This window comes from Hymenobacter latericoloratus, assembly GCF_014199535.1.
GTDB classification, from domain to species: domain Bacteria; phylum Bacteroidota; class Bacteroidia; order Cytophagales; family Hymenobacteraceae; genus Hymenobacter; species Hymenobacter latericoloratus.
The window spans coordinates 135,099-157,932 of the sequence record NZ_JACHNV010000008.1 but is presented as its reverse complement, the minus strand read 5'-3'; the positions used below and the strand labels follow the sequence as shown (position 1 = coordinate 157,932).

Genomic DNA, 22,834 nt, shown 5'->3' with positions numbered 1-22,834 from the left:
TAGCAGGAAACGGCTGAATATTTGCTTGAACGGATATTCTATCCATTTGCTCTATGCCCATGAAGAACTACCTACTCCTAGTAGCCCTGCTCGGCTCGTCCACTGTGCTGCAGGCCCAGACAACCCAGCCCCCGCTGCCGCACCTTCCCCTGGATAGCGCCACTCACAAAATTGCCTACCGCGGCGTCATGGTAGCGGCCGGGGTACCAGCGGCGGAGCTCTACGGCCGCACGCGCGAGTGGGCAGTCCGGCAGTTTGAAGACGCCCTCCAGGTAGTGCAGCTCGATGATCCGGCCCGGGGTGTACTTATGGGCCGGGGTGTTACGCTGGCCCACGGTGTAGGGTCCACGCCCGGCGCCGACCGGGACTTTGCGCTGAGCTTTCTGTTTCGGCTGCGGGTAAGCGAGGGCCGCTGCACCTACGAAATAACCGACCTGAGCTACTACCTGGGCCCCGACTACGCCCGAAACAACACCTACGCCGTTACGGATATCCTCTCCTACATGCAGCAGTGGCAGCGCACCGCTATTGCCACCGTGCCCGTTCAGAACCGCCGCGCCCCCCTCGATGAGGAGTTGACCGGTACCAAAGCCCAGAACTCCAAAGGAAATAACCGCCAGAAGCTGATTCGGGACGCGCAGGGAGTTGATAACGCCATTAAGGCCTTGCTATTCGGGTTATCGAAAGAGCTGCAAGCGGATTCTGTGCTGCCTTAACTATCCACTGGGGGTAGGCGACAGGGTACGGCGGCGGCCAAACGGGAGTAGTGGCTTGAGTCAGGAGTTTGGCCACATCCGGGCACTTTCCCGCAACGCCCGTGGCTAAAGTTGTGTCTGTGTTTCTGTTTTGCCTACTTTCCGGCGGGAGGTAGTGCTGATCGGCTGCCTTTTCTTCGCCACAGAAACCAGAACTGCTACTTGCCTTCGTTGTTTTTCCCCCACGCCACTACCGGCTGGCTGGCCCTGCTGGGGCTGGCGGTTCCGCTGGCCATTTACCTCTGGAACCGGCGGCCGGGGCGCGTGGTACAGGTGGGCAGCCTCCGCTGGCTGGAGGCCGCCGCCAATCGGCGCCTGCGCAGCATCAAACCCGAGCAGCTACTACTATTTCTGTTGCGCGCCGCCGTGCTCGGCCTGCTGGCCCTGGCCCTGACCGAGCCAACCCAACGCCTGCCGCAGCCGCCCGTACGGGGGCATATACTACTAAGTCAGCAGGCAACTCCGGCGCAGGTAGCCGCCGTACGCCCGCTGCTGGATTCGTTGCGGGGCCAGGGGTATCAGCTACGGCGCCTGAGCCTGCAGAAGCCGGTGAGCGCACCGCAGCCCTGGGCTACCGTTGGGCTGGCTGCCGCTGAGGAGGCCCCCACTGATCTAGCCACCGCGCGGCCTGAGCCGGCGGCTTCCGCTGCTGCGGCCCCCACCGGCTCCCTCTGGAGCGCCGTGCGCCAGGCCGCCGACTCGCTCCCCAACCGGCCCCTGGTAGTGCTGGCGCCGCTCACGCTGGATGCGTTTTCCGGTTCGCGGCCGGTCCTGCCGGCTACCGTCCGGTGGCTGCCCCTGCCCGCTCCCGATTCGGCCGCGTGGCCGGTAGCCGCCTGGCAGCCCCGCCCCGACAGCCTGGTTCTGCTGCTGGCTGGGGGTTCTGAAAACGGCGTTTCCTGGCGACGGGTGCGGCGGCAGTGGCCCGGGGTTAGCGGCCCCGTGGCGGGGTTGGGCCCGGGAGTTGAGGTAGCCTATGATGCCGCTCGCCGCCAGTTTACGGCCGTTACCGGCTCTGTTCGGCGGCCCCTACCCCTGCTTACCCGGCCACCGCGCGTGGCCGTAAGCTACGATGCCGCCCACGCCCCATCAGCCCGAGTACTGGCCGCAGCCCTGCGGGCCACCGGCTCTGTGCTACCCCTGGCACCCCGCTTAACTGTTGACCCTGCCGCCCCACTTCCCGCTGATTCCCTGGACTGGCTGTTTTGGCTGCGCGAGGCGCCGGTGCCGGCTGAGTGGGCGGGGCGGGTTCCGGCGGGGCTACGCATTTGGCAAGAAGCGGCGGGAGCCGGGCAGGTGCGGGCAGCCAGCTTTGCCGGGCCGGGCAGTGCCGCTCCCGTTCGGGTGCATCGGCTTGATGCGGCCGTTACCCAACAGGCCACCACGGCCTGGCCGCTGGCTACCGGAGAGCCCCTGCTTTCTGCCCGAGCCAATGGAGCCGGCACCTGGTACCACCTGCATACCCGCCTCGATCCGGCCTGGAGCGACTTGGACGAAAGCCCGGAGCTACCCGCGCTGCTCTTACCGCTTTTCCTGCCCGAGCTCCCGGCCACTTCTACCCCGGGTCCCGATCCGCGGGCTATGCCGCTCCGTCAGCTCACCGCGGGCGCGGCAGCCACCCCGACCACCGCACCCGGCGCAACGCCCGGCCCCATCCGCCACCTAACCCCCTGGGTGGTAGCGGCGGCGGGGCTGCTGTTTGGGCTGGAGCGCCTGCTGGCCGCCCGGCGGCTCCGGCAGCAAGCCGCCTGATTTTCTTTTGTAACGTCGTCTCTGCTTCTGCCATGAACTTACTGACTGCTAGGGTTTCTGCTCCTACCACTGCCGCCTTGCGGGAGGCTCATCGGGAGTGGGCCTGGCGCAGTACGGCGGCGCTGCTGCTGCCGGCCGCAGCGGCCGGCGTGCTGCTGGCAGTTCTTTACCAGGGCTGGCCCATGGCCCGCTTGGCAGTGCTTGGCGTAGCCGGGCTGGGGTTCCTGGGGCTGGCGGGGCTGCTTGGGCGCGTTTGGCGGCAGCCTTTGCCGCGCATTGCCCGTCGCCTTAACCGGCAGCATCCTGCGCTGGAAGACAGCAGCGCCCTGCTACTGCGCGATGCCTCCGGCCTTAACCTGCTCGAGCAGCTGCAGCAACACCGACTCAGCGCGCGCCTGCCTGACCTGCGCGCGGCCGGCCCGCTGCTGCCCGTAGATTTTCGGCGGCCTTTGGCGCTGGCGGGTGTACTGCTGGCCCTGGCGGCGGGCGCCTGGTGGGGGCGCTCAGGGTCCACAGCCGCGCCCCCGAAACTCGCAGAAAAACCGCTTCAGCTGCGCTTTGAAGCGCAAACAACCCTCCCCCCCACGGCCGCCCGCATCCTGGAAACGCGCCTGCGGGTGCAGCCGCCCACGTACACCCGGCAGCCCGCTTTTTCGCCCGCGGCGGCTTCGTTCCGCTGCCTGCGCGGCAGCCGGGTGCGCTGGACCGTGCGGCTTAGCCGAGCCGCACAAAAGTCTCCGGTGCTGGAGCTGGGCAGCCGGCGCCTGCCCCTGCGGGCCGTGCCGGGCCGGCCAACAGAGTTTGCAACGGAAATTCCGCTGACCGCATCGGTCCTGTACCGCATCCGACTTGACGAACAGGTTTCCGAGGAGTACGCTATTGAAGTGCAGCCCGATCAGCCTCCCACTATCCGGCTCATCACCCCAAAGGCGTACACCCTGGTGGAGTTCGGTCGGCCGCCCCAGGTAGCAATCCGGGCCCAGCTGCACGATGATTTCGGCCTGACCCGCGCCCGCCTGGTAGCCACCATTGCTCAGGGCCAGGGCGAGGCCGTGAAGTTCCGGGAAGTGGTAACCGACCTCAGTGCCACCCTGCGCGGGCAGCCCAAAACAAGCACGGTGCAGCACCTGCTGCGTTTGCCGGCGCTGGGCCTCACCTACGGCGACGAGGTGTACTTCTACCTGCAGGCCTGGGACAACCACCAGCAGCGTACCCGCTCCGATACCTACCTGGTGCAGTGGGAAGACACTACCGTGCAGGAAAGCGCCCTGGATGTGTCGCTCGGGGTGAGTGCCAAGCCGGCCTATTTTCGCAGCCAGCGCCAGATCATCATCGACACCGAAAAGCTACTGGCCGAGCAGCGTGGGCTACCGGCGGCTACCCTGCTGGAGCGCTCCAATGGTATCGGCTTCGATCAGAAAATTCTGCGCATGCGCTACGGGAAGTTTCTGGGTGAGGAAGCCGACGAAACCATCGGGGGTGCGGCTCCGGGTCCGCCCACGGCTGATGCTCCGGCCGAGGAGCCCGGCCTGGGCTCCGTAGTGGCCGAAGACCACACCGAAGCCGCGGCCCCTACCCCCGCGGCCCCGCCCGAAGGCCATTCCGCCGACGACGGTCATGACCACGGCCACGCTTCCTCCTCGGCCCACGAGGCGCCCGGCGCTGCCCTCACGGCCGAGCTCATGGACCCCTACATCCACCACCACGACGACTCCGAGACGGCCGATTTTCTGGAGCCCGCCGTGAAGGCCAAGCTGCAGGCCGTACTCAGCCAAATGTGGGAAGCCGAGCTGCGCCTGCGCACGGGCCGCCCCCGCGAGGCCTTGCCGTTTGAGTATCGCGCCCTGCGTCTGCTCAAGCAGGTGCAGCAGCAAACCCGCGCCTACGTCAAGAAGGCCGGCTTCACGCCCCCGCCCATGCCCGAGGCCACCACCCGCCTTACCGGCGACTTGGCCGGGGCCGCGGCTCCCCGCCGCGAGCGGCAACTGGCCGCCCCATCCCGGCAGCCGGTGGTGCGGGCCGCCCTGCGTCTGCTGGCTCAACTCCCTACCCAGGCCCCGCCGCCGGCCGGGTCCGCCACTACTCTCGACCAGGCCGGGCAGGAGCTGGCCCGGGCGGCTCTGCAAAAGCCCGGGGCCTACCTCAATGCCCTGCGGGAGCTGCGAAGCCTGAGCACGGCACTGCGGCAGGGGCAACCAGTAGCCGCTGACAAGCTCCCCATCATTGAGCGCGCCCTGACGGCCCTGCTGCCGCCCCCGCCCCCTACCCCGACGCACGCGGCGAAACCGGGCAACCGTCTGGCCCGGCGCTACTTGCAGGAGCTGGGCCGGTAGCGGGCGGCGGCCTGCTGTCTTTAGTTGTGAGCTACTTGTTTTTGCGTAAAGTATTCGCCTGCCTTTCCTCTGATGATATATTTCCTCGCCTTCTGTCTGCTTTTAGCCATGGCTTTGGCCCTAGCGGCCTGGCGCCGGCCCGATACCCGGCGGCGTCTGCTGCGGATTGGGGCCGGGCTGGCAGCCGTGGGCGGACTGTGGCTGGTGGCTTTTCCTCCCACCCGCACCCAGCAGCAGCCGGCCAGCCAAACGGCCATTGTGCTAACCGATGGCTACTCCCCGGATGGCCTGCGCCAGTTGCTGCGCCGGGTAGCGGCCGGTACGCCGGTATGGCGCTACGGCACTACGCCCCCCGATACCCAAACCCTCACAAACCTTCCGGCCCTCCGGCAGCGCCTACCCCAGCTGCGCACCGTGCATGTGCTGGGCCGGGGCCTGCCGGCAGCCGATGTGCCCACCCTGCACGGACTGCAGGTGGTGGCCCACCCGGCGGCGCAGCCAGTGGGCTTCCGCGCGGCGGCCTGGTCGCGGCAGCCCGAGTTGGGGCAGCCCTGGGCTGTTGAAGGCTATTGCAGTGCTACGGACCCCATCTGGGTTAGCTTGCAAGCCGCCGGCGCTCTGCGCGACTCCGTGCGGCTGCCCGCCGGTGGCGGAGCCTTCCGGCTCCGTTTTACCCCCAAGGCCGAAGGACGGGCTGTTTACAGCTTGGTAGCGCGCCGGGAGGGCAAAGTGCTGGCTCAGGAGCCTTTGCCTCTGGAAGTGCGCCCTACCCGCCCGCTGCGCGTGTTGGTGCTGGCGGCGGCTCCGTCCTTTGAAGTTCGGTTTCTGAAAAACTACCTGGCTTCTCACCAGCACAGCGTAGCGGTGCGCACGGGCGTCAGTCGGGGGGTGGTCCAGACTGAGTTTCTGAACAGCGCTACCTCCCCCGACCTCTCCCGCCTGACCCCGGCTCTGCTGGCCCGCACGGAACTGGTTCTGGCCGATGCCGGCTCCCTGGCCGCCTTGTCGGGGGCCGAAAGCGCGGCGCTGGCTCAGGCCGTGCGAGCCGGTACCTGCGGGGTGCTGCTGCTGGCCGATGCCGCTACCATACCGCATGGGCTGCCGGGCGCCGGGGCTTTTCGACTTGTTGCCCGCCCCGCGGCCGCTACGGCGCCCCAACCGCTCAGCTGGCCCGATGCCCCCACCCGCCCGGCGGCCCTGCTGCCCGCTACCCTGCGGCCCGGCCCCGAGTTCCGGCTCCTAGTAACGGCCCCGCATCAGCAGCCAGTAGCCGGGGTGCGGCGCCTGGGCCTTGGGCAAGTGGCCGTCACGACGGTAACCGAGACGTTTCCGTGGCTTTTGCAGGGGCAGGCGGCGGCTTACGAGGCGTACTGGAGTCATCTGCTAACGGCCCTGGTTCCGGCCACATCCTCGGTTCCGGCCATTCAGCTCACCACAGCCTGGCCCCACCCCGACGCGCCGGTTACGGTACAGGTAACGGGGGCTTCGGCACCCTACCTGCGCCTGCAAGCTGGCCGCACGACACCAGTGCAAGTAGCTCTGCGCCAGGATGCTTACGTACCGGAGTGGAGCACGGCTCCGTACTGGCCCACCGCCCCGGGCTGGCACGAAGCGCAGGCTGGCGCGGTGCGGCACTGGTTTTACGTGTTCAGCAACGAGCAGTGGCGCGGTCCGGCTCAGCAGGAGTGGCTGCGGGCAGTAGCTTCTTTGGGGCCGGCCACGACAGTATCGGCGGCGCCGGCGACTTTCACCACGCACTCGGCCTGGCCCCGCTGGTGGGGCTACCTGCTTTTCCTGCTCGGGGCCGGCCTGCTTTGGCTGGAAGAAAAGCTGTAAGCGGCCGCAGCAGGGCTTCATTCCCTCTTAATGGCTATCCACCCCCCGAACTATGTTACGCCAAAATCAGGGCCTGATGTGCGTACAGGAACGGGCGCTTCAGTCCCATGCTTTTCACTATTGATCAGCTAGTTATCCTTGCCTAAAGCTGCGCCCCGCGCTCAAGAACCGCGCTCAGGCGGCCTGACAGCAAAAAGCCCGAGCTCCGCGGTGCGGAACTCGGGCTTCGGGAAAAACGTACCGGCCAAACCGGCGCGTAATTACTTCTGCTCGGTAGCAGTGGTAGTGGTGGTAGCTTCCGTGGTAGCGGGAGCAGCCTCGGTGGTGGTAGCAGCAGCAGCCGTGGTGTCGGTGGTAGCAGCAGCACCCGTAGAATCGGTGGTAGCCGGAGCCGTAGCTTCTACCGAAGTGGTTTCGGTCGAAGTAGTGGTTTCTTCAGCCTTCTTCGACTCGCACGAAACGAGGGTAGCAGCGAAAACAACGGCCAGAGCGGATACCTTCAGGAGGTTCTTCATTTTGGTAGTAGGTTTGAAAAATTTTGTCCGAAAAACGCCCTTCATACCGGCAAAAGCGAATGGTAACCCAACCGTAGAAAATATTTTTTCGCTGGGTTACCCCGCGGGGCTCACCGTATTAATCAACAAAGCGAATGGGTAAGGGACAACCTGCCTACACCGACGAGGAATTTGTGGCGGCCATCCGCCGCGACGACGACCGGGCGCTGGCGCAGCTCTACCGGCTGCACTTCCCCATGATTTCGCACTACGTGCTGCAGAACAGCGGCACCGAGGACGAAGCCAAGGACGTGTATCAGGAGGGCGTGATGGTATTTTATGAAAAGGTACGCGAAGGCTCCCTGGAGCTGAGCTGCCAGATCAAAACTTACCTCTACGCCGTGTGTCGCCGCCTCTGGCTGAAACGGCTCACCGAGAAAACCCGCTTCGGCGGCCGCCTCGATGACCACGAGCCCTACCTCGAGACCGGCGCCGAAGCCGATCTGGAAGTAGCCGAGGAGCGCGACCGGCAGCTGGGCACCATGAGCCAGGCTCTGGAGCGCATCGGGGAGCCCTGCCGCTCGCTTTTGGAAGGATTTTACCTGCTCGATAAATCGATGCAGCAGCTTACGGCCGAGTTTGGCTACACCAACGCCGACAACGCCAAGAATCAAAAATACAAGTGCCTGGTGCGGCTTAAAAAACTGTTTTTCAGCCAGTACCAGGAACACGAGACTTAGCCCCAGTGGTTAGCACTAGGGAAGCTTGGGGCGCACTGCCCCGCTTGCCGGTGCTGACTGCTCCCCCCGGACATGAAAACCGAAGCCGACTATTACGCCTTATTTGACGCTTACCGCGCGGGCACCCTGCCCGACGAGGAGCGCGCGGCGCTGGAACGCCGCCTCGCGGCTGACCCGGTGCTGGAACAACGCCTGCAGGAGTTTGAAACGCTTACGGGTACGCTTACGGCCTACGGTCGGCGCCTGGCCCTGCGCCGCAAGCTGCACGCCATCCACGCCGATATGGAGGCCGAGCAGGCCGTGCGCCTGACTCCGCTGGCCAAAGTAGCCGAGGAAGACGAGCGGCACGAGCGGTTTGCCAGCGGCCAGGCCCCCCGGCCCATGCTGCGCATTTCGCGCACCGAGGAAAAGCTGCGGGCCTTCTGGCAGGGCCACCGCGCCACCATGATGGTGGCCGCCTCGGTGGCCATTATGGCCGTGTTTGCCACCCTGCTGGGCCTGGAGTGGTGGCGCGCCTCCCAGAAGTCGTCGTTGTACGGGTACACCGTCCTGCGCCGCGAGGTGGAGCGCATTAAGCGCACCCAACGCTCCATGAACCGAACCCTCAACCAGATAGAAGCTCAGCCGGAGAAAGTAAATCCGGGCAAGTTCAGCGGCACGGGCTTCGCCCTCACCGCCGATGGCTACTTGGTGACCAGCTACCACGTAATCCAGGGGGCCGACTCCTTACTGATTGAAGGCCGCGACCGGCAGCGTTTCCGCGCCGAACCGGTGTTTACCGATGTAGCCCACGACCTGGCTATTCTTCAGATCAAGGACAAATCGTTCAAGGGCTTTGGCCGCCTGCCCTACTCCTTTAAGCGGGGCCAGTCTGACCTGGGTGAGAAGGTGTACACTCTGGGCTACCCCCGCGAAGACCTCGTATTCAACGATGGCTCGCTGAGCGCCCGCTCCGGCTTCGAGGGCGACACGGGCTTCTACCAGATCAGCATTCCGGTAAACCCGGGCAACTCGGGCGGCCCCTTGCTTGATGACCGAGGTAACCTGATTGGCGTAATCAGCGGCCGGCAGATGGATGTGCAAAGCGCCGCCTTTGCCACCAAGTCGTCGTACCTGATGCGACTGGTTGACTCGCTAAGCGCCGCCGGCGCTGGCCAGTCGTACAACCTGCCCCGGGCCAACCAGCTGGCCGGCACTTCCCGGCCCCAGCAGATCCGGAAGCTACAGGATTATGTTTTCGTGGTGAAAGTGTACGAGTAACCTGTCCAGCGGCAACGTTTTGCGCCACTTGGTTTCTGCACGAAAGCCCCGCCCTCCGGCGGGGCTTTTGCGTGAAAGACAACTTTCCGGTCCGGGGCTTGCGGGTTGGCGCAGGGGTAGTAGCTGGCGGCTAATGCAGGATTTCCGGCCTCAACTATATCAAAAACCTGGTGTCTTCCGTAGAGGCTTTCGGTGGTTGTGCCACCACTCTCCCGATACTTCCTTCACTGTTTCTTACTTGCCTGCTATGAGCTCTCAATTGCCCCAGGAAATCGAAAAAATTGCCCCCGAGGAAATCATTAACACCCTGCAAAGCGCCTACAAGGTATTCCAGGGTGAGCACGACCAGCTGGATGACCTGCTGAAGAACGGCGGGCAGCTGCTGCGCAAAGTAACCAAGCGCTTTACGCCCACCCAACTGATTGTGGGTATTGCGGTAGTAGCCAGCGTAGCCGTACTGGTAGCCGCCCGTGCTATGGATACCGACCAGGAAGAGGCGGCGTAACTGCTACCCCCTCCTACCTCTATAAAGCTCCTCAACCATGAGGAGCTTTTTTATTACCCTTTTGTTAATATGGTTTTTTATATAAATAATTTACTTTATAATTGTATTAAGTCAAACGAATATTGCCTGCGTTATGAAGACAACTACTTTCGCATTCCTGGGAATTGCCCTGCTACTGGGCACCGACGCCGTAGCCGCCTCTGCCTCGCCAGAAACTGAGAGCCGTCCCATCAGCACCACTGCAGTTCCCACGCTCACCACCGACGCAGGCGCAGCCGGTCGTGGGGGCTGGATCAAGCGCAAGAAGCGGCGTGTAGTGCCCGCCTATCGCCGGAACATGCGTCGGCATCGGTAGAACTGGTGAAGCCGTTCCGAAAAACAGCAGCGCCTGACTCGCAAACCACTGCGAGTCAGGCGCTTTTTCTGTGGAGGCAGCTATTCACAATTAGTTATCTGCCTGCTTTTTCTTGTACATATCTTAATCATTTTCATAGTATATATTGAATAAACAAAATAAATGAGCTAAGATTGTCAATGACTTCAATTATATAACGACATAATACCATGAAAGCCCTACTCGCTTCCTCCGCCTTACTGATTACCGTGGTACTTACGGCTACCGAAACGGCGCAGGCAGCAGCTCCGGAGCCAGCCAATCGGGTTCGGCAGAAATCGGGCTGGTTTAGCAAGCTTCTTCCCGCCAAAAAGCGTCGTCCGCCCGTGCTGCCCTACGAGCGAGCCTTGCGGCGCAACGAGCTTTTCCGCTCTTAGTCAGCACTTACCTTTCCTGCGCACAATGAGCCGGCCGTGCTGTTGCTTCTGCTGCTTAGGCAGCGGGCAACAGCACGGCCGGCTCGTTATGGGCAGGCGAGTTTATCAGCGGGCTCACTACATACTCCCGCATAGCATCGGGGGCGTAAGGCCGGAGCAGCTCCTGGTGGCCAGCCATGCCCAGCCCGTCATCCAGCCAGGCCAGCTCCGCTTCGCGCCCCGGCAACAGCACGGGCATGCGGTTGTGGATGGGCGCCATCAGGCTGTTCGGGGCCGTGGTGATGATGGTGAAGGTAGGGTGCACCTCGCCGGTATCCCGGTTAAGCCACTCATCCCAGAGGCCGGCAAAAGCAAACGGCTCTTCGGAAGCAAGCAGAATACGATGCGGCACTTTGCCGCGGGTGGTAGCTTGCCACTCATAAAAGCTGTCGGCCAGTACTAGGGCGCGCCGGCGCTGCAGCAGGGTACGGAAGGACGGTTTTTCGGAGAGGGTTTCGGCGCGGGCATTAATGGGGCGCGGGGCTTTCTGCACGTCGCGCACCCAGCCCGGCAACAGTCCCCACTGGAGCAGCTGAATACGCCCTGGCTCCGTGTTCAGGATAACCGGTAGTTGCTGCGAGGGCGCAGCGTTGTAGGTAGGAACAGCGGAAGAACCAGCGAAAGAGGCTTCGAAGCGGGCTTCCAGTGCCGCAACGGGCGGAGTAACGGTATAACGGCCGCACATAATCGGGAAGAAAATCAGGTGGAATTACCTCGTTTGAACGGCTGCTTCGCCGCTTGGTTCAGGGTGGCCCCGCAACTCATGTTCACAACGTCTGCTCCGGTTTCTGCCAGCTTCGGCTCTTACTCCCCGCCCGCGGGCTCCTGAGTGGGGGCAGGGTAGCGCTGCAACAAGTCCAGCAGCACTCCGTTGGTCCAGCCGAATCCGTCCTGCAGCGGGTACTCGCCACCGCCGCCCAGCGCCGCAGTATTCACCACATCATACTTCTCCATAAGCTTGCCCGTGCGTTGAAACACCCGGTAGTTCAGCTCCATCCAGCGCCGGGCCACTGTAGCAGCCAACTCATGCTGCTGGTAGCGCAGCAGGCCCTGCACTGCCACCCACTGTAGCGGGGCCCAGGCATTGGGTGCATCCCACTGCTGGTCCGTGGTAGTCAGGGTAGTTAGCAGCCCACCGGCTTGCAGAAACTCCTGGCGCAGCACGGCAGCGGCTTTGCGGGCCTGCGCCGGAGTAGCCAGCCCGCTTTCCAGCGGAAACATGCCGGCCAGCGTGCGCACCGGTGCAAGGCGGCGCTGCTCCCAATCGTAGTCCTGAAACCAGCCGGCGCGGGCATTCCAGCAGTAGCGCTGCAGAGCCTTGGCGCGGGCGGCGGCCCGGTCCTGAAAGCGGCGGGCCGCGGCCGTTTCGAGCTGGAGCCGGCTGCTGCGGGCCAGCGTCAGCTCCAGCTGATACAGCAGGCAGTTTAAGTCGACGGGCACCAGGCTGGTGGTACGGATGGACTCCAGCCCCTGCCCCGGCACAAACCAGCGGCTGCTGAAGTCCCAACCCGAGGCCGCGGCGGCGCGCACGTTGCGGTAAAACTGGCCAGGAGGCTGGGCACTGCGCCGGGCTGCCGTTACATCTTCCAGGTAAGATTCTTCGCGCGGCTCCTCGCTCCGGTCCCAGTAGCGGTTCAGGATTTCGCCGCCGGGCAGGCGCACCACCGAGCGGAAGGCCGCGCCCGCCGCCACGGAGTCGGCGCCGGCCATCCAGAACAGGTATTCCCGCAGCAGGGGCTGATGGTAGCGCCGCAGCACCGTATCGCCCTGCTCCTGGGCCAGCAGCTCCACCATGCGGCTAAAAAATGGGGGCTGAGAGCGGGTGAGATAGTACGTGCGGTTGCCGTTGGGCACGAAGCCGTAGCGGGTAATCAGAAAGGCAAAGTTGTCGAGCATACCCCGCATCAGCTCGGGCCGCCCACTCACGCGCAGGCCCAGCATCGTGAAATAGGAGTCCCAGTAGTACACTTCCCGGAAGCGCCCCCCGGGCACCACGTAGGGCCGGGGCAGCGGTAGCAACGACGAGTAGGGCGCCACCGAATCCTGGCCGGGCCGCCGCAGCACCGTCCAGAGCGTATCGAGGTGGTGGCGGATGCCGCCTGCTACCCGGGTGTGGTAGCCGGAGGCCGACGTTTCTGGCAGCCGGAAATACGCCCGTACAAACCGGCCAAGGTCGAAGCCCGGCAGGCGGCGCTGCTCCTCGTAGGCGGCCAGTACTACGGCCGGCGCCTCCAGGGGTACAGCGTCCACGAAGGTCTTGTTGTCGGGGAAGATGCGGCCCAGCTGCACGGCCTCAAACAGTCCGGGAAACAACTGCCGCGGACTGCGCGGCCCGGCCGGCTGGGCGCCAGCCAGCCGGGATAAAAGCAGCAGGCCCAGGCAGGCAACGAAAACTTTCTTCATGAGCAAAATGACAGGCCGCGTTAGTTTTCCGGCTCCATGCGGGGTAGGGCAATAAAGAAAGTGGAGCCATTGTCCTCGCTGCTTTCAAACCAGATACGCCCCCCGTGCAGCTCCACAATGGTTTTAATAATGGACATCCCCAGGCCAGTGGTTTTCTCGCCCCGCAAACCAGGCCGGCGGGCCGGCGTAAACCGCTCAAACAGAACATCCTGCATCTCTTTCGAAATACCAATGCCGGTGTCTTTTATTATGACCAGCACTTCGTGGCCCAGGTCCTGAATCTCCGTGCGGATATGTCCGCCGTCGGGGGTGAACTTGATGGAATTGCTGAGCAGGTTGTTGACCACCTGCATAAACTTGTTATGGTCGAGGTGGAGGTAACAGGTTTCCGGCCCCGCAAAGGAGAACTGCTTGCCCAGCCCCGCCTCTGGTTTTTGCAACTGCTGCACTATCTCCTGCAGTAACGGAGTCAGGTTTACGCGCTCCAGCTTCATTTTCACCCCCGACGACTCCAGAAACTCATTGTCCACGAAGTCCCGAATCAGGTTGATGCTATCCTGACAGGTGGTTTGCATGGAATGAAGCAGCTCCGAAAGCTGGGCATCCTGCAGGCTCTCAATCCGCTCGCCCAGGTAGCCCGCCACCTGCTTGATCATGATGAAGGGTCCGGCCAGATCATGCGAGAGAATTTCGAGGGTCGTGTTTTTCTTTTTATTGAAACGGTCGGCGTTATCGATGTATTCGCGGGTTTGGGTGATGTCCTGCACGGTGCCGCTCAGGTAGGTCTGGCCCGGGGCCTGCTCCACCCGCCCTACCGTAACGCACAGCCACTGGGGCTGCCCCGCCCGCCCGGGGGCGGGCATCAGGCGCAACTCCACGTCTTCCACAAATTTGCCCTGCAGCAGGTGCGCGAGCCGGGCAGCGGCATAGGACTGGTCGTCGGGGTGCAGGCGGGCCAGCAGGGCGGGCAGGTCCTGGCTTGCGGCTTCGCGCGGGCGCCCCAGCACCGTTTCGTATGCTGCACTCACGTAGGCTACCTCCTTGGTTTCCAGCTGATACACAAAATATACCACTTGGCTGCGCTCAGCCAAGGGGCGAAACAAAGAAGCAAAATCAAGCATAGCCAAGGAAGTAATAGTCCCCTAGCATACGCAGGCTCCGCCCAGACGTTTAGCCCCCGCCCGGCTGCTACCGTTGGGCTGTTGCGGGTTTTCTGGCACCACGCGGGAGCGGTGTGGCTCTCTCCGGGGGATACGGCGTTGCAGCGGCCGTGGCTTCTTTTTCCCTGGTCCTCTTTCTCTGTTTTTGCGTACCAGAAGGGGCGGCCTGGCTTACGCAGGCCCCGCCCTTTCGTACTCTGACCCCTTATATATAGGTAGCATGAACTCTCGTCTTGCTTGGTACCTGGTGCTGCTGGCCGGCGCTGCTCTCACCACCGCTTTTGTCGCCCTGCCCGCCCGCCGGCCAGCCCAGGGCACTCGCCACCGGGCCGTGCGGGCTCCGCAGGCCCAGCCCCAGCTGGTGGCCCGGCAGTTTGCCTTCACGGAAGGCCCGGCCACCGACAAAGCCGGCAACGTGTTCTTCACCGATCAGCCCAACAATAAGATCTGGAAATACGGCACCGACGGTAAGCTGTCGGTTTTTCTGGATAAGGCCGGCCGCGCCAACGGCCTCTATTTTGATGCGCAAGGCAACCTGCTGGCCTGCGCCGACGAGAAAAACCAGTTGTGGTCTATTGACGCCCAGGGCCGCGTTACCGTGCTGCTACACAACGTGCAAGGCCACCGTCTCAACGGCCCCAACGACCTCTGGATCAACCCCACAACGGCAGGCGTTTATTTCACTGACCCCTACTACCAGCGCACCTACTGGACCCACACTACCCCCGACCCTGGCCTGGGCGGCCAGAAACTGTATTACCTACCCAAGGGTCAGCAGCAACCTCTGGTGGCCGACGACCAGCTGCAAAAGCCCAACGGCATCATCGGTACTCCTGATGGCCGGCTGCTGTACGTGGCCGATATGGAAGCCAACCAAACCTACCGCTACCAGATTGGCCCCCAGGGTCAGCTTACCAACCGCCAGCTGTTCGTGGCCCAGGGCTCCGACGGCATGACCCTGGATAGTGAAGGCAACGTGTACCTGACGGGCGACGGCGTACACGTGTACACGCCGGCCGGAGAGTTGATAGAGCACATTGCCATTCCGGAGAAGTGGACCGGCAACGTTTGTTTTGCCGGCCTAAACCGCAACCTGCTGTTTATTACGGCTTCGGAGGGGATTTATACCCTGCCCATGCGTGTAACCGGCGCCCGGTAGCAGTGGCCAACACTTGTTGTAGCGCGGGCTCGGCTGCGGCAGCCAGACGGAAGCCGCCGCAACGGCATCGGGCGTGGCTGCTGCTACCTGCTGAATAACTTGCGGCGCGCCTATCCTCCAGCCGCCCCACAAACGCAGTTGCACGCTGGTGCGGGTAGTGCTGAAATTATCAGGCAGGCACACGCTGCAGCCTGAGCCCGCGTGGGCCCATCAACTTCTCCGATGCTTTTTCAGGTTTCGTTGAAAGCGCAGCCCGCGGCTTCTAGCGGCTGGCCTGGCGGCAGTCCATCAGCCACATCATAGCCGATTGTTCACTGGTGAAGCGCCGGATGAGGTAGGGCCGGTCATCGAAGTACGAGAGAGGTGGCACCGAGGCATCCGCCTCCAGATCGGCCAGGTGACTGGGCATAAACAGGTAAGCCATATATATCGGGCTTCCCAGCCGGGCGGCCATCAACGGGAAAAATGTTTCCATCATCCAGCCACTGCTCTTCTGGTTAGCATCGGCGCGGCGACGACCATCTACCAGCCAGAAGCGGCAGCAGGACCCCTGGGCTGCCTTCAGCGCCGTTAGGTAGCCCGCCTGTAATTCCTCGGGGGTGGGCTGCCGCAGCCACCGGATAATAAACACAGCCAGATCGGGCCGGTAGTTTATTTCAAGGCAGGACGTAGGAAATTCGGACAGCATACGGCGGCGAATACGGTGCAAAGCAAGCGAGACCCGTAAGATACGGCCTAGCTCTGCGCGCAACAACCGCCCTTCCGCCCGAAAGAAAACACGTGCCGGCTTGGTGGCCCCACGGCATACACAGCACGCTTTGCGGGCGGGAAACGAAAAGTGGCGATGTTCTTCACGGCATGCGGCCAGCCCATGAGCACCCGTAACGCGCCCTCCGGAGCCATTCCCAGGTAACTACCTCTGCCACCGCTGGTACGGGGAGGGGCGCGGTAAAGCAACCGGCCTCGTGGGGCAGCGCCAGATGTAGCCGGACGTTGTGCTGCGCGCTAGCAGTCCGCTTGCCATATGGCGGCTGCCCGGCTTACCCCATTAGGTTGGCGGCGCGGGCCAGACGTAGGGCCGCCTGCGCGGCTTCATAGTCCAGGGCCTCAATACGCAGCTCCAGCAGCACTTGCGCCGCCGCACCGCTGTGGTGCAGCTCCTCGGTGGCTTCGCTTTGCCGCGCCAGCAGCCAGGCCCGGGCCGGCTGCGCGTCGGTGGCCCCGGCCAGGGGTAGCAGCAGGGGCAGCAGTTCGCGCAGTACGGCCTGGTGCTGGCTTGCCCGGGCGCGCAGCCGGCTGAGTTCCTGCCGTAGCCGGGTCGCTTCCTGGGTACATTCGCGCAAGCGGCGCTGTAAAGCCTCGCGGCCCGCCGTATCAACGCTTTCCGGTGGTACCCCAGCCACTGAGGCTCCGGCAGCTGAAGCTTCCAGAACCGCTACCAACGGCTGCAGCCGGCTCCACTGCGCCGCCGACAGTGTACGCTGGCCCTGCTCAACCATGGACACTTGCGCACGGGAAACCGCCAGATATTCCGCTAATTGCGCCTGCGATAAACCATAGCGGGCCCGCAGGGCCTGCAGAAGCTGGGGAGTTGCCAAGGTAGCCATGCGGGGCTTAACGTAAGAGCTGCTGAATTGTGTCGTTTTCTTATAGAATATAAATAATGACACAAGTTCGTGTCAGGCAAATCTATTTCTTAATACTCGACACAATAGCGCGTAGCAATCTGACAATCAGCATGTAAAGCTTCAAGCCAGACAGCCATCCCATCAGCTTAGCAGGTGTGGGTAGCAGTTCCCGACTGGGTTTTTCCGGCTGGTCCGTAATTACTGTCGGAGACAGGCTGCGTAGCCCATCGGGAGTTGCTAACCTCACCAGCCAGTGGCAGTAGCCTCCTGAGGCCAATAAAAAAGCCGCTACCTGAGGTAGCGGCTTTTTCCGTCGCGTTGACCGACAAATATCATTCATCCACCCTACTCCTTTTGCCGGTGGTCAACACTTCGCGGTGCGAGCCTTCCTTTCCATAAACCCTACGCGCGCTGCTTTATTATTAAGTCAAAGGTAGGCCGGCCTTGGCCTCCCGCGCTGCGATACTAGTCCAATGCATCTGCCTTGCCACTCAATAGCCATTTCTGCCCGGTGAAGGAGGGGATTGACAGTTCAGGCGGGCAATTTGGTCAGGTAATCTTTCGGTAGTGTATTGGCTCCCTGGGCAGGGCTAATGGCACTGGGCAGCAAAGAGTACTGCAGTGTTCCTGAGTGTTCTTATGCGCTTTAATCATTGGTTAGCCTGGGTAGTTTTCGGATTTGCGGAGCAAGTAACATACTGCTGGCTACTACCTATTACACGAGCTGGCAATAGAATATTATTTATTATAATTTTGATTATTCTACAAATAATCTATATATTTCTAACTATACTTACGCTTGTTCGTTTAGGTAGCACTTGTTCTTGTACTCTGACTTCCCACCCCTTATATGCGTCGTTCTCTACTAGTTGCTTCGTTTTCTATTCTGCTGGGTTTACCACTGGCTGCTACTGCTCAAACGTCTGGTCCAGCCGCTCAGTCAGCTACTGAGCGCATTGCGCTGGCTGCCCCAGCCGCGGCCGCTCCGGCCGCCCGCTTGAATTGCAACGAGAAATTTACGGGCCAGGTCCTGACGGAAGAGGGCCAACCGCTGATTGGAGCCACCGTCAGCATAGTGGGTAGCCGCTCGCCCTACATCACCAATTCGGAAGGGCGCTATATCATTCAGGAGCCGGTGTACCGTGGACAGGTGCTGCACGTTGCGGCGGCGGGCTACGTGGACCGCAACATTACGCTGACGAGCTGCGACCCTCAGGCAATAGGCCTGGAGCTGGCTGAAGGCACGCGCATTAAGCGCACGGGCAAGCGCGCCGGTCAGATTGTTCGTTTCGGCCAGGCTTACCGTCAGTAGTCCTTTTTCTGGCGAGCTACTCGCCCGGTTATTATTCAGCAAGGCCGCCCTCCCGGGGCGGCCTTGCGCTTTTTGCTACTCCCAACACCTCGGGGGAGCCGCGCCGGGCCTATACAGCCTGCAAGGCCCGGCCGCCAGACCAAAAGTCAACTACCTGTTTATCAGCCCGTATAGCAGTATTCTTTCCTGTATTTCATCCAACCACCTTTCCTATGAGCCAGAACGAGCATAACCGCACCCAGGTCCAGGCCGCCAACGACGGCACCGATACGCCCCGCCCCGAAAATGCCCACGGCGTGGCCGGGCAGCAGCAAGGCGCCGCCACCCAAACCACCGACAAGCCCAACGACACCAGCGGCCGCCACGGCGGCAACCACGGCAACGACGGCGGCCAGGCTACCCGCGACGCCAAGGGCAGCAGCCACCGCGGCGACGAGCCCAACGCGGAATCCAACAACACCGGCGGCGGCTCCGACAACGAGCGAAAAAACCAGACGAAGAACACCACCGCCGACAAATCGGACTATGGCAGCGGCAACGCCGCGCCCAGCGCCGCTAACGACGGGGGCAAAATCGACGACGCGAATAACCAGTAGCGGATAGGCCAGAAAGCTGTTATTCCGAAGCCCTGCGGTGTATGCCGCAGGGCTTTCTTATGCGGTGAACTGCATATCGGGTCGTTTTCAAGATTTATAAGGAACAAGTATTTTTTAACTTATTTAATATTTATTATAATTAAAACAACAAAAAAATTGCTTCGGGCAGAGAAAAATTTTAACTTAATACCACTGCCCCCGATAGACATCAGCTACAGAGCCTGAGCTTCTATCATCCACCTGCCAATCCCTGTTGCGCTGTTGTTACGCTCTGCTCCCGGGTGGGTGCCTCAGCGTGATTTCTACCTCATCTTTTCTGGCTAGGGATGGACCCGATTATTCACTCAGATGCTAGTGGTAGCGTCCTGGTTGTAGCGCCTCCTTCACTTCACAGGCAAGGCTTATTAAGCACGCTGCACGACCATTGGCCTGCCTTATCCGTCGGCGTCATGGCTGATAGCAGCCAGCTGCTTGTGCTTGTACGGCAGCAGTCCTACGCACTGCTGGTGCTCGATGGTAGCCTGCACAGCCCGCAACTGCCGGGCTTGCTCCAACAGCTGCACGGTATTCGTAGCGGCCAATCTACGCTGGTTCTTACGGGGCTTCGCCCGACTACGCACTTACGACAGCAGCTGCTGCAAGCCGGGGCCAGCGCCTTGCTTACTTACAATGCCCCGCCAGCTACGGTAGTAGCAACGGTAGCCGGGCTGTTGAGTAGCACAACCCATAGCATAAATACTGCGCCAGCTTTACCTCGTCGTGCTACTCCCCCTACCCCTTTCAGTCAGCGGGAGGTTGAAGTCCTACGACTGGTAATGGCTGACTGCTGCAACCAGGAAATAGCCGATAAGCTGTTCCTGAGCGTGCGCACGGTAGAGAGCCACCGCCGGGCCCTGCTGCAGAAGGCCGGGACGAAGACGCTGGTGGGCTTGGTAGTACAAGCCGTGCGGGAGAGATGGCTAGCTCTGACGTAGGATTCAGTGGTGGTACGGAAGGAAACAGAGCCTCGTGAGCCGATTTTTAGTGCACACTAACATCCAGCCCTATTTGCTCTGCGGCTATGGTTTTGCCATTTCTCTGGAGCCCCTATATCCGCTACTCAGCCTGCTCACGCCTTTATAGCGTTGCTTGCCAAGCTTGCCATGACACTGCTCTCTTTTGGCTTGAAATCCTGGTTGGGTTTATCGACGTGCGAAACGTGGGCCTTAAGCTAAGAAGGCCTAGCAACTGATTACCTCATCTTTTCGGGTTCTTTCAACATGAACGCTCTCATTATTCCTGATCAGGCCATTAAGCGCTACGGCAATGCACAAGGCAACATTTTGAAAGGTCATGGCCGCGAAAATGTGACGCTTCTGTTTGTCCGTTTTGGTGACTCTGCAAAAGCCAGACAGTGGATTAACCAGTTGGTTGAACAGAGTGGCCCCACCTTACCACGTATCGTTTCTACCGAGCAGCAGCTCCGGGAGCGGGAAAAGAGGCAGCAGGAGTATAGCTTCGATGTCGGGCTGTTTGCCACGCTCTCTTTCACAGCCGCAGGCCTCGGGTTTCTGGAAGTGCCAGCCGGGCAAATGCCCCAGGAAGCAGTTGATCAGGCTAGCTTCGGACGTAATGGGGCTTTTGCTGCCGGGATGCGCGCGGAGGCAACCCGCCGCAACCTGCACGACCCCGACCCAGCTGACTGGGATCCGGGCTGGTGGGCGTCTGGTACTGAGCCCAGTGCCTTACATGCACTACTCCTGTTGGCCGATGCAAATGCCGCGCGCCTGCAGCAGGCAGTAGCCGCCGTTAAGGAGCAACTACCTGGCTTCGAAATCAGGCTGATGGTAGAGGAGAACGGCCAGAGGCTGTTTGGCCAAAAAAGCGAAAAGCAAGAAAACAAGAAGAAGGAGAAGCAGGACATTGGATGCCAAGACAGAAGCGGAAGCAATAGGCATCAAAAAAATCCCCACCTGCAACCAAGTGGGGATTTTCTGTGCTAAAAGGCATTGCTTTTGATCAAATCCTACCCCAGGCTCCGGTACCGAACCCGCTTGGGCTCTACGTCGCCGAGGCGCTTGCGCTTGGCTTCTTCGTAGTCGGAGAAGTTGCCTTCGAACCACACTACCTGCGAGTCGCCCTCGAAGGCCAGGATGTGGGTAGCGAGGCGGTCAAGGAACCACCGGTCGTGGCTGATGATAACGGCGCACCCGGCGAAGTTCTCCAGCGCATCTTCCAGGGCCCGGATGGCATTCACGTCCAAGTCGTTGGTTGGTTCGTCGAGCAGGAGCAGGTTGGCGCCTTGCTTGAGGGTAGTAGCCAGGTGCACGCGGTTCCGCTCCCCACCCGACAGGGAGCCAACTTTCTTTTCCTGGTCGCCGCCGCGGAAGTTGAAGTTGCTCACGTAGGCGCGGGAGTTCACCTGCCGGCCGGCCAGCAGCATGGTTTCCGTGCCGCCCGAAATGGTTTCGAATACCGATTTGTTGGGGTCCAGGGTATCGTGCTGCTGATCTACATAGGCGGTTTGCACCGTGGGGCCCACCACGAACGTGCCGGCATCGGGTTCTACCTGGCCCGTGATGAGGCGGAACAGCGTGGTTTTACCGGCTCCGTTCGGGCCGATGATGCCCACAATGCCGCCCTGGGGCAGGTTGAACGACAGGTTCTCGAACAAGAGCTTGTCGCCGAAGGCTTTGGTCAGCCCTTCGGCTTCAATTACCTGGGCACCCAGGCGTGGGCCATCCGGGATGAACAGCTCCAGCTTCTGCTCTTTCTCGCGGGAGTCTTCGTTCACCAGCTTGTCGTAGCCGGCGAGGCGGGCCTTGCTCTTGGCTTGGCGGGCTTTCGGGGCCATGCGTACCCACTCCAGCTCGCGCTGCAGGGTTTTCTGGCGCTTGCTCTCGGTTTTCTCTTCCTGGGCCAGGCGCGAGGCCTTTTGCTCCAGCCAGCTGCTGTAGTTGCCCTTCCACGGAATGCCTTCGCCGCGGTCCAGCTCCAGAATCCAGCCGGCCACGTTGTCGAGGAAGTACCGGTCGTGAGTTACGGCTATTACGGTGCCTTTATACTGCTGCAGGTGCTGCTCCAGCCACAGCACGCTTTCGGCGTCGAGGTGGTTGGTAGGTTCGTCGAGCAGCAGTACGTCGGGCTCTTGCAGGAGCAGGCGGCAGAGGGCTACGCGGCGCTTTTCCCCACCCGAGAGGTTGCCAATAATGGCATCGGCCGGGGGCGTGCGCAGGGCGTCCATGGCGCGCTCCAGCTTGCTGTCGAGGTTCCAGGCGTCAAGCTGATCGAGGCGCTCCTGTACGGTGCCCTGGCGCTCCAGCAGCTTGTCGAAGTCGGCATCCTCGGCCCCGAAGGCCTCGTTGATTTCATCGAACTCCTTCAGTAGCGCTACCGTTTCGGCGGTGCCTTCCTGCACTACCTCCAGCACCGTTTTGGTGGGGTCGAGCTGGGGTTCCTGCTCGAGGTAGCCCACCGAGTAGCCCGGCGACCAGACCACGTCGCCCTGAATCTGCTTATCTACCCCGGCAATAATCTTGAGCAAAGAAGACTTACCCGAGCCGTTGAGGCCGAGTACGCCGATTTTGGCCCCGTAGAAAAACGAGAGGTAGATGTTTTTAAGAACCTGCTTCTGGGGAGGGAAGATCTTGCTTACCCCCGCCATGGAGAAAATAATGGTGGGTTGGTCGCTCATAAGTTGAGTTAGGAAAGTGCAGAATCAAGTGGGCCGAAGCCCGTACATACTGAGGCAGAGCGGTTACTTGAGCCGTGAGGGCGCCGGTGAGGTAGCTTGCGAGTTCAGCGGAGGTTTCTATTTTGCGCAGCAATACGGCAGCGGGCCGTATCGGCAGCCCGGTCCGGCAAGGGCCCGGCTGCTTTCTGAATTTCACGCGTAATAACCACACTCGCTGTCCGTTCGTAGCTTCTCCCGCGAGGAGCTACTACCCCGGCTCCGGCCGTTAACCCCTGGGTTAGCAGCCAGAATGCCAAAGGTAGGCAGCCCGCGCAAACATTCCGCAGGCAGGGCCAACCGGCGGAATTACCCGACAACTTGTAAACTTGTACAGCTTTTTGGCCTCAACTCCCGACCTCTCCACCTATTCGCTCCCCCG

The 22,834-nt window shown here is 61.9% G+C and carries 22 protein-coding genes; 14 read left to right on the top strand and 8 right to left on the bottom strand.

The window, feature by feature from the left end:
* Positions 1-59: 59 nt before the first annotated feature.
* The 4 genes from GGU46_RS19395 to GGU46_RS19380 all read left to right on the top strand — a co-directional run bounded on the left by GGU46_RS19395 (position 60) and on the right by GGU46_RS19380 (position 6,676).
* Positions 60-716 (top strand): DUF4468 domain-containing protein, encoded by a 657-nt coding sequence (locus GGU46_RS19395; RefSeq protein ID WP_183405219.1) that lies wholly within the window; start codon positions 60-62, stop codon positions 714-716.
* 201 nt (positions 717-917) lie between these two features.
* Complete coding sequence (locus GGU46_RS19390) at positions 918-2,507, top strand: BatA domain-containing protein (RefSeq protein ID WP_183405218.1); 1,590 nt, start codon at positions 918-920, stop codon at positions 2,505-2,507.
* A gap of 32 nt (positions 2,508-2,539) precedes the next feature.
* Positions 2,540-4,840 carry a DUF4175 family protein gene (locus GGU46_RS19385; protein WP_183405217.1) on the top strand — a complete coding sequence of 767 codons (2,301 nt, stop codon included), beginning with the start codon at positions 2,540-2,542 and terminating at the stop codon, positions 4,838-4,840.
* A gap of 108 nt (positions 4,841-4,948) precedes the next feature.
* Complete coding sequence (locus tag GGU46_RS19380) at positions 4,949-6,676, top strand: hypothetical protein (protein WP_183405216.1); 1,728 nt, start codon at positions 4,949-4,951, stop codon at positions 6,674-6,676.
* Positions 6,677-6,936: 260 nt separating this feature from the next.
* Here the strand turns inward: GGU46_RS19380 and GGU46_RS19375 are convergent, their stop codons facing one another.
* On the bottom strand, positions 6,937-7,191 hold the full coding sequence (locus GGU46_RS19375; protein ID WP_183405215.1) for a hypothetical protein: 255 nt from the start codon (positions 7,189-7,191) through the stop codon (positions 6,937-6,939).
* A gap of 134 nt (positions 7,192-7,325) precedes the next feature.
* On the opposite strand from GGU46_RS19375, the gene GGU46_RS19370 reads away from it, so the two are divergent.
* From GGU46_RS19370 to GGU46_RS19350, 5 genes are all read left to right on the top strand, one after another.
* Complete coding sequence (locus GGU46_RS19370; RefSeq protein ID WP_139924893.1) at positions 7,326-7,910, top strand: RNA polymerase sigma factor; 585 nt, start codon at positions 7,326-7,328, stop codon at positions 7,908-7,910.
* Between the two features lie 72 nt (positions 7,911-7,982).
* The gene (locus tag GGU46_RS19365; protein WP_183405214.1) at positions 7,983-9,170 is read left to right on the top strand and encodes a trypsin-like peptidase domain-containing protein; all 1,188 of its coding nucleotides are present in this window, start codon (positions 7,983-7,985) and stop codon (positions 9,168-9,170) included.
* 247 nt (positions 9,171-9,417) lie between these two features.
* On the top strand, positions 9,418-9,675 hold the full coding sequence (locus GGU46_RS19360) for a hypothetical protein (RefSeq protein WP_139924895.1): 258 nt from the start codon (positions 9,418-9,420) through the stop codon (positions 9,673-9,675).
* 133 nt (positions 9,676-9,808) lie between these two features.
* Positions 9,809-10,030 (top strand): hypothetical protein, encoded by a 222-nt coding sequence (locus GGU46_RS19355; RefSeq protein WP_183405213.1) that lies wholly within the window; start codon positions 9,809-9,811, stop codon positions 10,028-10,030.
* 209 nt (positions 10,031-10,239) lie between these two features.
* Positions 10,240-10,446, top strand: coding sequence for a hypothetical protein (locus GGU46_RS19350; protein ID WP_183405212.1), 207 nt, complete (start codon positions 10,240-10,242; stop codon positions 10,444-10,446).
* 55 nt (positions 10,447-10,501) lie between these two features.
* Here GGU46_RS19350 and GGU46_RS19345 read toward each other — a convergent pair whose 3' ends face one another.
* From GGU46_RS19345 to GGU46_RS19335, 3 genes are all read right to left on the bottom strand, one after another.
* Positions 10,502-11,170, bottom strand: a complete 669-nt coding sequence (locus tag GGU46_RS19345) for an SOS response-associated peptidase (RefSeq protein ID WP_183405211.1) — start codon at positions 11,168-11,170, stop codon at positions 10,502-10,504.
* 119 nt (positions 11,171-11,289) lie between these two features.
* The gene (gene treF / locus GGU46_RS19340; RefSeq protein WP_183405210.1) at positions 11,290-12,888 is read right to left on the bottom strand and encodes an alpha,alpha-trehalase TreF; all 1,599 of its coding nucleotides are present in this window, start codon (positions 12,886-12,888) and stop codon (positions 11,290-11,292) included.
* A 20-nt stretch (positions 12,889-12,908) separates the two neighbouring features.
* The gene (locus GGU46_RS19335; protein ID WP_183405209.1) at positions 12,909-14,009 is read right to left on the bottom strand and encodes a PAS domain-containing sensor histidine kinase; all 1,101 of its coding nucleotides are present in this window, start codon (positions 14,007-14,009) and stop codon (positions 12,909-12,911) included.
* Between the two features lie 259 nt (positions 14,010-14,268).
* Here GGU46_RS19335 and GGU46_RS19330 point away from each other — a divergent pair, with 259 nt between their 5' ends.
* Positions 14,269-15,207 carry an SMP-30/gluconolactonase/LRE family protein gene (locus GGU46_RS19330; RefSeq protein WP_183405208.1) on the top strand — a complete coding sequence of 313 codons (939 nt, stop codon included), beginning with the start codon at positions 14,269-14,271 and terminating at the stop codon, positions 15,205-15,207.
* Between the two features lie 262 nt (positions 15,208-15,469).
* Here the strand turns inward: GGU46_RS19330 and GGU46_RS19325 are convergent, their stop codons facing one another.
* Positions 15,470-15,895 (bottom strand): hypothetical protein, encoded by a 426-nt coding sequence (locus GGU46_RS19325; protein WP_183405207.1) that lies wholly within the window; start codon positions 15,893-15,895, stop codon positions 15,470-15,472.
* Between the two features lie 352 nt (positions 15,896-16,247).
* A complete protein-coding gene (locus GGU46_RS19320) occupies positions 16,248-16,814 on the bottom strand; it encodes a helix-turn-helix transcriptional regulator (protein WP_183405206.1) in 567 nt (188 codons plus the stop codon).
* 871 nt (positions 16,815-17,685) lie between these two features.
* Between GGU46_RS19320 and GGU46_RS19315 the strand changes: the two genes are divergently transcribed.
* Positions 17,686-18,147, top strand: coding sequence for a carboxypeptidase-like regulatory domain-containing protein (locus GGU46_RS19315; protein WP_183405205.1), 462 nt, complete (start codon positions 17,686-17,688; stop codon positions 18,145-18,147).
* Positions 18,148-18,359: 212 nt separating this feature from the next.
* The gene (locus tag GGU46_RS19310; RefSeq protein WP_183405204.1) at positions 18,360-18,743 is read left to right on the top strand and encodes a hypothetical protein; all 384 of its coding nucleotides are present in this window, start codon (positions 18,360-18,362) and stop codon (positions 18,741-18,743) included.
* 434 nt (positions 18,744-19,177) lie between these two features.
* Here the strand turns inward: GGU46_RS19310 and GGU46_RS19305 are convergent, their stop codons facing one another.
* Positions 19,178-19,324 (bottom strand): hypothetical protein, encoded by a 147-nt coding sequence (locus GGU46_RS19305; protein WP_183405203.1) that lies wholly within the window; start codon positions 19,322-19,324, stop codon positions 19,178-19,180.
* Between GGU46_RS19305 and GGU46_RS22355 the strand changes: the two genes are divergently transcribed.
* Both GGU46_RS22355 and GGU46_RS19295 read left to right on the top strand, forming a co-directional pair.
* Positions 19,289-19,717: a helix-turn-helix transcriptional regulator gene (locus GGU46_RS22355; RefSeq protein WP_262890960.1), complete on the top strand. Its 429-nt coding sequence runs from the start codon at positions 19,289-19,291 to the stop codon at positions 19,715-19,717. The two genes, GGU46_RS19305 and GGU46_RS22355, sit on opposite strands and share 36 nt — an antisense overlap.
* Before the next feature lie 285 nt (positions 19,718-20,002).
* A complete protein-coding gene (locus tag GGU46_RS19295) occupies positions 20,003-20,725 on the top strand; it encodes a hypothetical protein (protein WP_183405201.1) in 723 nt (240 codons plus the stop codon).
* 23 nt (positions 20,726-20,748) lie between these two features.
* On the opposite strand, the gene ettA is transcribed toward GGU46_RS19295, so the two are convergent.
* Positions 20,749-22,416 carry an energy-dependent translational throttle protein EttA gene (gene ettA, locus GGU46_RS19290; RefSeq protein WP_183405200.1) on the bottom strand — a complete coding sequence of 556 codons (1,668 nt, stop codon included), beginning with the start codon at positions 22,414-22,416 and terminating at the stop codon, positions 20,749-20,751.
* Between the last annotated feature and the right edge of the window lie 418 nt (positions 22,417-22,834).